Genomic DNA, 10130 nt, shown 5'->3' on the forward strand with positions numbered 1-10130 from the left:
GGCGTCGTCACCATCCTCATGGCGGTGCTGGGCACCGTCATCACACGGTTCCTGCCATTCGTGCTGTTCCCCGAATCCAAACAGCCACCGCGAATCGTCGACTACCTGGGAAAGGTCCTGCCATACGCCATGACGGGACTGCTCGTCGTCTATTCGCTGAAAAACGTGCGGCCGCTTTCCGGAAGCCATGGCGTGCCCGAGGCGCTCGCCATCGTCGTCATCGTCGCGTTGCACGTGTGGCGGCGCAACATGCTGCTGTCCATCGCCGGCGGCACCGCGGTCTACATGCTGCTCATCCAGACGGCGTTCGCCTGATCGATATGGCGGGTGCCGGTTCCCGGCCGAACGTCCTCCAAAGCACACTCCCGCTATGTCGGGCCCGTCCGTTCGGCCTGGGGCGAACACGCCGTATTGACTTCGAGCTGACTTCAAGCCATATTGTGGGAACGAAAATCAGCCACTCGCAGAATGGGGATTTCATGTCGACGTACCTGAATGACATCAACGGCCCGGCGGATCTCAAGCGGCTCGGCGAGGACGAGCTGCCCGCCCTCGCCGACGAGATTCGTCAGACGCTGATCAGACGAGTCACGGAAACCGGTGGGCACATCGGACCGAATCTGGGCGTGGTGGAAGCGACCATCGCCATGCACTACGTGTTCGACTCCCCGAAAGACAAATTCATCTGGGATGTCTCCCACCAGTCCTACACGCACAAGATCCTGACCGGCCGCAAGCGGGCGTTCCTCGACCCGGCCCATTACCACGACGTTTCCGGATACACGCATCCGGGTGAAAGCGAGCACGACCATTTCGTGGTCGGCCACACAGGCACCTCCATCTCCATGGCCGTGGGCATGGCCAAGGGACGTGATCTGCTCGGTCGTAGGGAGAACGTCGTCGCGTTCATCGGCGATGGCTCGATGAGCGAGGGCGAGGCGCTTGAGGGACTCGACAACGCGGGGGAGATGACCACCAACCTCATCGTCATCCTCAACGACAATGAGATGTCCATCGCGCCGAACCACGGCGGCATCTACAAGGGACTCGCCGAACTGCGCGCCACCAACGGCACTTCCGAACGCAACCTGTTCAAGGCGTTCGGCCTCGACTACCGGTACGTGGCGGACGGCAACGACGTGCAGGCCATGATCGCGGCGCTCAGAGAGGTCAAGGACATCGACCATCCGGTCGTCGTACACATCCATACCGACAAGGGCCATGGCCTCGACTGGGCGGAACATGACAAGGAATCCGGCCACTGGGTGCTTCCTGCCAAGGTGCTTGAGGCCCGCAAGGCGCAACCGGCCGGCGAAAGCTACGCGGAACTGTCCCGCAGGTATCTGATGGACAAGATGAGGCAGGACCGCGGCGTGGTGGTGATCTCCGCCGGAACCCCGGGCGTGGGCGGCTTCGGTCCGAAGGAACGCGCCGAAGCCGGCAGCCAGTTCGTCGACGTCGGCATCGCGGAACAGAACGCCGTGGCGGAAATCTCCGGAATCGCGAAGGCTGGCGGGAAGCCGGTGTTCGAGGTGACCGCCTCGTTCCTCCAGCGCGCCTATGACCAACTGCAGCAGGACCTGGGGCTGCAGGGCAGCGCGGCGACGATCATCGTGTCCGGCTACGGCGATGCGATTGGTCCGGGCGACAACACGCACGCCAACTATTTCCCCATCGCCATGACGAACACCATTCCGGGATTGACGGGCCTCGCCCCGGCGACCAAAGAGGAATACCTCGCCATGCTCGACTGGGCCATCGACCACGCGGGCCGTCCGGTGGTGATCGCCGAACCGGGCACGTTGACCACCGAAGCCGATCTGCGCGGCCTTCTGGGAGCGGCTCCGGCCGAGCCGGCCACGGAACCGTTCACGCAGGACCAGCTCAACATGCGAACGATCGCCAGGGGATCCGACGTCGCGATTCTGGCGTTGGGCAACTTCCTGCCGTTGGGGCTCAAGGTGCGCGAGGCATTGGCGCGGAAGGGAATCGACGCGACGGTGATCGATCCGCGCGTGTATTCCGATCTCGACGTCGAGACCTTGGACGCGCTGCAGGCCGACCACCGCATCGTGGTGACCCTGGAAGACGGTTCTTTGGCAGGCGGATTCGGCCAACAGGTCGCGGCCTACTATGGTCCGCGCGACATGAAGGTGCTTTCGTATGGAGCGGCCAAGGAGCTCACCGACCTCGAGCCGACCGAGTCGCTGTACCGGCGGTACCGGCTCAAGTCCGAACTCATCGTCGAAGACGTGCTCAAGGCGCGATGATGGCCGCCGTGCGGATCGTCCCGCGGGACGATCCGCACGGCAGGATAGGGAAGGCCGCCCGCAGTGACCGGTTCCAGACGCCGAATTCGATAGGGATTCGGCGTCCGCGAAGACGGCTGCCGCGGACGGCCTTTGCGATGGGTCATGGATGGTTCCCGGCTGGTTCCTGTCCGCCGCCCGCCGGCCCGCCATCGTATGACGAAGCGGCGCGTACATCCATCCACGCCGCGGGCGGCGGAACCGGTTGTCAGTCGGTCAGCGCCTTCGGATATTCGGCCACCTGCGCGTCGATCTGGTCCTCGCTGCTGGACGCCACCCCTTGGATGAGGAACGGCTTCAGATATGTGGCATGCGTGTGGCGGAACGTGGTCTCGAACGGGGAAAGCAACTCCTCCATCGTGCGCACGTGACTGCCCTCGCGCGTATAGGATTCGGCGGGGGAGCCGGTCGACACTGCCAACATGAATTCCTTGCCCTCCAACGCATGGCCGCCGCCGTAAGCCCAGCCGGCCTGCAGCACGCTGTCCTCCCATTGCTTGAGCAAGGCGGGGGAGCTGTACCAGTAGAACGGGAACTGCAGGACGATGCGGTCATGCGCCTCGATAAGCTCCTGCTCATGTTTGGAATCGATGCGGAAATCGGGATATGCGGCATACTCATCCACGACGGTCACATTCGCGGTGCCCTCAGCGGCATTCATGAGCCTGCGATTCACTTGGGATCGATCCAGATGCGGATGGAACACCAATACCAACGTCTTCATGTCTCTCCTTTGTCGGATGCCTTGTCGGCGACGGTTACGCATATGCCATTGTAGGACCGGAGAACGCGCCTGACGCATGCCGGCTCATCGGGAACTCGGCGCTCCCATGCCGCCGTCGCGGTCGTTACAAGGCCGTCGCAAGGCCAGAGGTCATCGGGCAAGTCCCATGTCGTATTTCAGCGTCATCACACGGATCGCGGACTGCGTCACCTTCTGTGCGAACGAGGCGTCGGCCGCGGCCTTGGCGTTCAGGCCGTCGAGCACCGGCTGCACATAATCCGAGGAGCCGATGCACGCCAGGTCGCCGCCGGCCTCGACGAGCCTCACGCCCAGATCCGCCGGCTCGATGCCGCTCAGCGCCGCGGCGGACATCGAATCCGAGGTGATGACGCCTTGGAAGCCGATCGTGCCGCGCAGGTAGTCGGTGATCAGCGTGCTGGAGAACACCGCCGGATTGTTCGGGTCGATGGCCTGGTACGTGGCCAAAGCCATCATCACCATGGAGGGATTCGCACGCAACGCCTCGTTGAACGCGCCGATTTCCGCGCCATCCAATGTCGTGGTGGTGTCGAGCGTGCCTTCGGCGGTGAAATCGGTGTTGCCCGTCACCGATCCCAGACCCGGATAGTGCTTGATGGCGCTTCCCACGCCGGAATCCGCCATTCCTTCGATGAACGCCTTCGCATGTTCGGCGTTTCCCGCGGCGTCAAGACCGAAATCGCGGTTCAACGCGCCGACCGGATCGTTCGAGGCGCGATCCACGGTCACCGTGCCCACTACAGGGGCCAGATCGACGTTGATTCCGGCCGATTTCAACTGCGACCCCCAGACGGCGGCCGATTCACGCAACGTGTCGGTGGTCATCCTGCCTTGGTCGACGGCCGAGGGCATGCGGTCGAACCCCGACCCCTGCAGATGCTGCACTTGGCCGCCCTCCTGGTCGGTGGCCATCAGCAGCTGATCGTTCGCGGGCGCATAGGACTGCAGCGCCGCGGTGGCCGCCGCCACTCCCGCCGTGCCGGACGTCCAATTGCCGATGACGAGCACGGAGCCTACATGCTGGTCTGCGATCAGATGCTGCAACGTGGACGGGTCGGAACCCGCGTACAACGGCGCCATGACCAATTGCCCCACACGTTCCTGCATCGACATCGCCTCGACCGCCTTCACGGCCTTGTCGTGCGATGACGCATCCGTATTGGCGGCCGGCGTCTTTTCACGGTCGAGCGTTCCACTCATGGCGTTTGACCGTCGCACGGCCTCATGATGGGCCGACGCCGAAAAGCCCGGGGCGGAACAGGACGCCAGCATCGCCGGCAGTATGACCGCCATGAGCATCGCCATGATTCGGATTCGGACGGCGGAAACGGTGACTCTCCTCATGACGCCCATTATCGCATGGAGGCGCCAAGCTCCCCGGATTCACCGTTCCGGAAACGGTTTTCAATGAAGCCGTAAACGTTTGGCGTTCCACTGCATGCAGCTCCTAGCCTGCCGATAGGCTGTTGCCATGTCTTTTTTTGATATGTTTGGTCCCATGTTCGATCCCGAAGACGGTTCGGGACGTTCCGGAAAACGGCGCGATGGCGGATCGGGCGACGATCCGATCATCCTCGATGTCGAGACGGACGGAGATGACGCGCCGAAGGCCACCGCGGGCATGCCGCCAAGGAGATCCTCGGGTCCGCGCATCACCGGCAGACCGAATCGGCCCCGCCAATCGAGGGGGAATCGGATATTCCTCGGCATCGTGCTCGCGCTGGCCATTATCGTCGGCCTCTTCTTCGCGCTCGCGCGTTTCATCACGGATGTCATGTGGTACGCCCAGCTCGGCTTCCAAAGCGTGATCTGGACGCAGCTCGGCACGCGGATCGGCCTGTGGGTCGCGTATGCCATCGTCATGGCAGCGGTCAGCTTCCTCTCCGCGACGCTTGCCATCCGGGCTCGTCCGGACGGCGCCGACGGATCGACGATCCGGATCAACGGCGACACCATAGAGATCGGCAAAAGCGTCAGTTCCCGAAGCGCGCGCCGCATAGCGGTGGCCGTCTCGCTGATCGTCGGCCTGGTGTTCGGCGCACGGTTCAACACGAACTGGTCCGAGATCCTGCTGATGTTCAACGCGCAGAGCTTCGGTACCAAGGACCCGCAGTTCGGCATCGACAACGGTTTCTACGTGTTCGTGCTTCCCGGATTGAAGCTGGTCATGTCGGCCGTCTCGCTGCTGTTGCTGGCGGGAATCGTCTTCTCCGTCATCACCCACGTGATGATGGGCGGCATACGCGTCACCATGCCGGTGCATGGCCGCGGCCTGTTCCACATCACAAAGCGCGCGCGCCGACAGATCGGCATCTGGCTGATGCTCAACATGTTCGCCTGGGCCGCGAACCAGGTGCTTGGCGTGTTCTCGCACCTCACGCAGGAGGGAAGCCGCATCACCGGCGCCACCTACACCACGGTGAACGCCACCATTCCCGTCACGTTCGTCATGGCCGCCATCACGGCCATCCTCGGAGTGGTGCTTGGCCTGTGGATCATGAAATCGCATGCGTTGGAAGGCCAGGCGCCGATCGCGGTGAGGGCCTCCGAAGCGGTCAAGGCATGGAAGGTGCCGACGATCGCCATCGCCTCCGCCATCGTGGTGAGCCTGGTGCTCACCGTGGCATGGCCGATGCTGTTGCAGCGCTTCCGGGTGAACCCGAACGCGCAGGAGATGGAATCCACGTACATCCAGCGCAACATCGACGCGACCCGTGCGGCCTACGGGCTCAACAAGGTGAAGACCGAGCAGTACAAGGCCACCACGCAGGGAGAGGAAGGCGCCCTGGCCGATTCTGCGGAATCCACCGCGCAGATCCGTCTGCTTGATCCGCAGATCGTTTCGCCCACCTTCAAGCAGTTGCAGCAGTCCAAGCAGTACTACACGTTCTCCGACACGCTTGCCGTCGACAAATACGAGGTGGACGGCACCAGCCAGGACACGGTCATCGCGGCGCGTGAGCTCGACCTCGATGGTCTGGACAACCGCAACTGGGTGAACGACCACACCGTCTATACGCACGGTTACGGCGTCGTGGCCGCCTACGGCAACAAAGTGACGGCCGACGGCCAGCCGCAGTTCTTCGAATCCGGCATTCCCACGCAGGGCAAGCTGACGGATTCGGAGAAATACGAACCCCGCATCTATTTCTCCCCGAACGCCACGGAATATTCGATCGTCGGCGCTCCGGAAGGCACGAAATCATGGGAATTCGATTATCCGACCGGATCCGAAGGGGCGACGAACACCTTCGACGGCGACGGCGGTCCGAAGATCGGCAACATCTTCGCCCGGCTGCTGTATGCGATCCGGTTCGGATCCGACCAGATCCTGTTCTCCAACCGTGTGAACTCCGAATCCCAGATCCTCTACGACCGTTCCCCGAAGGAGCGCGTGGCCAAGGTCGCGCCGTACCTGACGCTCGACGGCCGCGTGTACCCGGCCGTGGTGAACGGGCGCGTCAAGTGGATCGTGGACGGATACACCACGTCGGACGCGTATCCATACTCGCAGACGACCGATCTGGGCGAGGCGACCAGGGATTCCACCACGGAGACCTCCGACACCGTCAGCAGCCTGAGCTCGAAGAACGCCAACTACATCCGCAATTCCGTGAAGGCGACGGTCGATGCGTACGACGGTTCGGTGGACCTGTACGTGTGGGACGAATCCGATCCGGTGATCAAGGCGTGGGAGAAGATCTTCCCCGGCCAATACCACCAGCTTTCGGATATCTCCGGCGATCTGATGAGCCACATGCGCTATCCGGAAAGCCTGTTCAAGGTGCAACGCGAGCTGCTGGCGAAATACCACGTGACCAGCGCCAACCAGTTCTTCTCCGGAGAGGACTTCTGGCAGACGCCCGTCGATCCGACCGAATCCAAGCAGGCGCAGCAACGCGACATCCTGCAGCCGCCGTACTATCTGACCCTGCAGACCGGCGGCTCCAACGAACCGGTGTTCTCCCTGACATCGTCGTACATTCCGGCCGGCACCTCCACGAGGGAGATCCTGACGGGCTTCCTGTCCGTCGATTCCGACGCGGGATCGCGGAAGGGGAAGATAGGCTCGAATTACGGGACCATACGATTGCAGGAGCTGCCGAAGGATTCGAATGTGCCGGGTCCGGGGCAGGCGCAGAACAACTTCAACGCCTCCGCGGACGTGTCCAAGGAACTCAACCTGTTGGAATCCGGATCGACCAACGTGCAGCGGGGCAACCTGCTCACCTTGCCGCTCGGCGGCGGACTCGTCTATGTGCAGCCCGTCTACGTGAAGTCGTCCGGCTCCACCAGCTTCCCGCTGCTGAAGAAGGTGCTGGTGGCCTTCGGTGACCAGGTCGGCTTCGCCGATACCCTGGATGAGGCCTTGGACCAGGTGTTCGGAGGCGATTCGGGCGCATCCGCCGGCGATGCCGAGAACGTCGATGCCGCCGCCGGCGACGGAGGGGCGGACAAGTCCGAAGACGGCAAACAGCAGGACGATTCCTCGGGCGCGAAGGCGAACGCCGATTCGGGCGGCGCGTCCAACGAGGACCTGAAGAACGCGCTGAACGACGCGGCCCAGGCCATGAAGGACTCCGACGCCGCCATGAAGAAGGGCGACTGGAGCTCGTACGGTGAGGCCCAGAAGCGTCTCCAGGAGGCGCTGAACAAGGCCGTCGAGCTCGAACAGTAGCCTTCGCGCGCCTTCGGCCCGGACGCGATCGGACCGTCGCGGGCCGCCGAAGCCATATGTGGCCGGTCCCATCAACGGGACCGGCCACATATGTATCTTCGCGCATCCGCGGAATGGATGCGGAATGGATTTTGTATGCTTGTGCGGTATGAGCGAATATTCCTATCGTCTTGCGGAGCAATCCGACATCCAGGCGATCACCGATATCTACAACGCGGCGGTCGTCCGCGGCGGCTCCTCCGCCGACACCACTCCACGCACCTACGAGCAACGCAGGGCATGGGTCGAATCGCACCACGATCCATACGCGGTGTTCGTCATCGAAGCGCCGACGGACGGCGGCGGCCGGCAGGTCGTGGGCTTCAGCGCGCTGTCGGTGTTCTACGACCGCGCCGGATACGATGGCGTCACCGACCTGGCCTATTACATCGACCCGGCCTGGCAGGGCAGGGGAGCGGGCACGTTCGCGGTGTCGAAGCTGCTCGAGGAATGCCGCAGGCGCGGCATGCGCAAGGCATGCGGCATCATCTTCGCCGACAACGCCGGTTCCATCGCGCTGATGCGGCGCTTCGGATTCTCCCGATTCGGACTCATGCCGTCCGCCGCCACCGACTCCACCGGCACCATGCGCGACATGAGCTACTGGTATCTCGACCTCTAAGTACAATTTTCGCGGTTATCAAGGGCAACACAGGCCGAACGCGCGTATCGCGCATGAACGAATGGGACGATTGCAATGGCATCTGATTTCTGGCTGATCGCAGGATTGGGAAACCCGGGCTCCAAATACGAGGGAACCCGGCACAACATGGGATTCATGGTCGCCGACGTGTTGGCGGAACGCTGGTCGGTCAACTTCTCCGACCACAAGGGACTCGCCATGCTGGGCAAGGGCGTGATGAACCTGTCCGGCCGCAACATCAAGTTCTTCCTCGCCAAGCCGCTGACCTACATGAACGAATCCGGCAACGCGGTGGCGTCGATCGGCGCCTACTACCACATCGAACCCGACCATATCGTGGTCATCCACGATGACATGGACCTCGATTTCGGACGCATCAAGGTCAAGACCGGAGGCTCCGCAGGTGGACACAACGGCATCAAATCGATCGACCGGTCGTTGGGGACGCCGAAATACTTCCGCGTCCGCATGGGCGTCGGGCACGCGCAGCGCGGTCCGCACGCGCACGACAACACCGTGAACTGGGTGCTTGGCGGTTTCGGTCCGGACCAGCGCAAGCGTCTTCCGGATTTCCTCGCCGATGGCGCCGACGCCGCGGAAACCATAGTCTTCGATGGGCTGGCCAAGGCCCAGGAGCGGTTCAATGGCCGCTGAATCCGTACGGTTCCCCACGGCGGGCTCGCTGTCCGGCATCCTCGACGTGCTGGAGACCGACGATGATTTCCGCGAACTGGTCGCCGGAGATGTCGAGGAGCCGGAAAGCGCCGTTGACCCCGCCATCACGGTAGGCGTGCCGGAAGGACTGCGCCCCGCGCTCGCCGCGGGCGTCGCCGGCGGCCGTCCCGTCGTGCTCGTCGTGGCTTCCGGACGCGAGGCCGAGGAAACCGTCGAGGCGATACGCTCCTGGTATTCCGGCGACCCCGATGAGGTGGCGCAGCTGGAGGCGTGGGAGACATTGCCCCATGAGCGGCTTTCGCCCCGCGCCGACACCGTGGCGAGCCGCATGGCGGTGTTCCGCAGATTGCGGCATCCGAAGACGGGCAGCGCGCTGTTCGGACCGATTCGCATCCTCGTCATGCCGGTGCGTTCGCTGATCCAGCCCGTGGTCGCGGGCCTGGGCGACATCGAGCCCTTGGTGTTCGCCAAGGGCGGGGAGCTTGCGTTGGACGAGGCGTCGCGACGGCTGGTGGAGAACGCGTACACGCGCGTCGACCTGGTCATGGACCGCGGCGAATTCGCGGTGCGCGGAGGCATCATCGACGTGTTTCCTCCGACGTTGCCCCACCCCGTCCGCATCGAGTTCTTCGGCGACGAGATCGACACCATCAAGGAATTCCATGCTTCCGACCAGCGCACCTACGGCGAGGATCTGGACATGGTGTGGGCCACGCCCTGCCGCGAGCTCCAGCTTACGGACGAGGTGAGGGCGCGCGCGAAGTCGTTGATCGGTTCGATCCCAAACGCCGAGGATATGCTCGAATCAATCGCCAACGCCATTCCCGTGGAAGGTATGGAATCGTTGCTGCCCGCCCTGATCGACGACATGGAGCCGGTGCGCGGCATGCTGCCGGAAGACGCGCTGATCATGCTGTCCGATCCGGAGAAACTGCGTCGCGCGGCCGACGACCTCGCCAAAACCGCCAATGAATTCCTCGCGGCGAGCTGGCATGTGGCCGCGTCCGGACATGGTGCCGGGGC

The 10130-nt window shown here is 63.5% G+C and carries 7 protein-coding genes and 1 pseudogene; 6 read left to right on the forward strand and 2 right to left on the reverse strand.

Annotated elements, in window-relative coordinates; translation table 11 throughout:
• Both B3C64_RS07065 and B3C64_RS07070 read left to right on the forward strand, forming a co-directional pair.
• The coding region (locus B3C64_RS07065; protein WP_291534698.1) for a branched-chain amino acid transporter permease at positions 1-315 on the forward strand (315 nt) is incomplete at its 5' end.
• Positions 316-479: 164 nt separating this feature from the next.
• Complete coding sequence (locus tag B3C64_RS07070) at positions 480-2270, forward strand: 1-deoxy-D-xylulose-5-phosphate synthase (protein ID WP_291534699.1); 1791 nt, start codon at positions 480-482, stop codon at positions 2268-2270.
• A 247-nt stretch (positions 2271-2517) separates the two neighbouring features.
• On the opposite strand, the gene B3C64_RS07075 is transcribed toward B3C64_RS07070, so the two are convergent.
• Both B3C64_RS07075 and B3C64_RS07080 read right to left on the reverse strand, forming a co-directional pair.
• On the reverse strand, positions 2518-3033 hold the full coding sequence (locus tag B3C64_RS07075) for an NAD(P)H-dependent oxidoreductase (RefSeq protein ID WP_291534701.1): 516 nt from the start codon (positions 3031-3033) through the stop codon (positions 2518-2520).
• Positions 3034-3183: 150 nt separating this feature from the next.
• Entirely contained in the window at positions 3184-4371 is a 1188-nt protein-coding gene (locus tag B3C64_RS07080) for a glycoside hydrolase family 3 N-terminal domain-containing protein (protein ID WP_414632181.1), read from the reverse strand.
• Between the two features lie 172 nt (positions 4372-4543).
• Here B3C64_RS07080 and B3C64_RS07085 point away from each other — a divergent pair, with 172 nt between their 5' ends.
• The 4 genes and pseudogenes from B3C64_RS07085 to B3C64_RS07100 form a co-directional block, all read left to right on the forward strand.
• Positions 4544-7750, forward strand: coding sequence for a UPF0182 family protein (locus tag B3C64_RS07085; RefSeq protein ID WP_291534702.1), 3207 nt, complete (start codon positions 4544-4546; stop codon positions 7748-7750).
• A 148-nt stretch (positions 7751-7898) separates the two neighbouring features.
• A complete protein-coding gene (locus B3C64_RS07090) occupies positions 7899-8411 on the forward strand; it encodes a GNAT family N-acetyltransferase (protein WP_291534703.1) in 513 nt (170 codons plus the stop codon).
• A 75-nt stretch (positions 8412-8486) separates the two neighbouring features.
• The gene (gene pth / locus B3C64_RS07095; RefSeq protein WP_291534704.1) at positions 8487-9086 is read left to right on the forward strand and encodes an aminoacyl-tRNA hydrolase; all 600 of its coding nucleotides are present in this window, start codon (positions 8487-8489) and stop codon (positions 9084-9086) included.
• A pseudogene (locus tag B3C64_RS07100) lies at positions 9076-10130 on the forward strand (transcription-repair coupling factor); the annotation flags it as partial. The gene pth and the pseudogene B3C64_RS07100, both read left to right, overlap by 11 nt.

Origin of the sequence: Bifidobacterium sp. UBA6881, assembly GCA_002451435.1 — a bacterium.
GTDB lineage: Bacteria > Actinomycetota > Actinomycetes > Actinomycetales > Bifidobacteriaceae > Bifidobacterium.

Excerpts from the sequence above, each read along its gene's own strand:
- pth (WP_291534704.1), top strand. The coding sequence starts at position 8,487 with ATGGCATCTGATTTCTGGCTGATCGCAGGATTGGGAAACCCGGGCTCC.
- B3C64_RS07085 (WP_291534702.1), top strand. The coding sequence starts at position 4,544 with ATGTCTTTTTTTGATATGTTTGGTCCCATGTTCGATCCCGAAGACGGT.
- B3C64_RS07070 (WP_291534699.1), top strand. The coding sequence starts at position 480 with ATGTCGACGTACCTGAATGACATCAACGGCCCGGCGGATCTCAAGCGG.
- B3C64_RS07080 (WP_414632181.1), bottom strand. The coding sequence starts at position 4,371 with ATGCTCATGGCGGTCATACTGCCGGCGATGCTGGCGTCCTGTTCCGCC.
- B3C64_RS07090 (WP_291534703.1), top strand. The coding sequence starts at position 7,899 with ATGAGCGAATATTCCTATCGTCTTGCGGAGCAATCCGACATCCAGGCG.
- B3C64_RS07075 (WP_291534701.1), bottom strand. The coding sequence starts at position 3,033 with ATGAAGACGTTGGTATTGGTGTTCCATCCGCATCTGGATCGATCCCAA.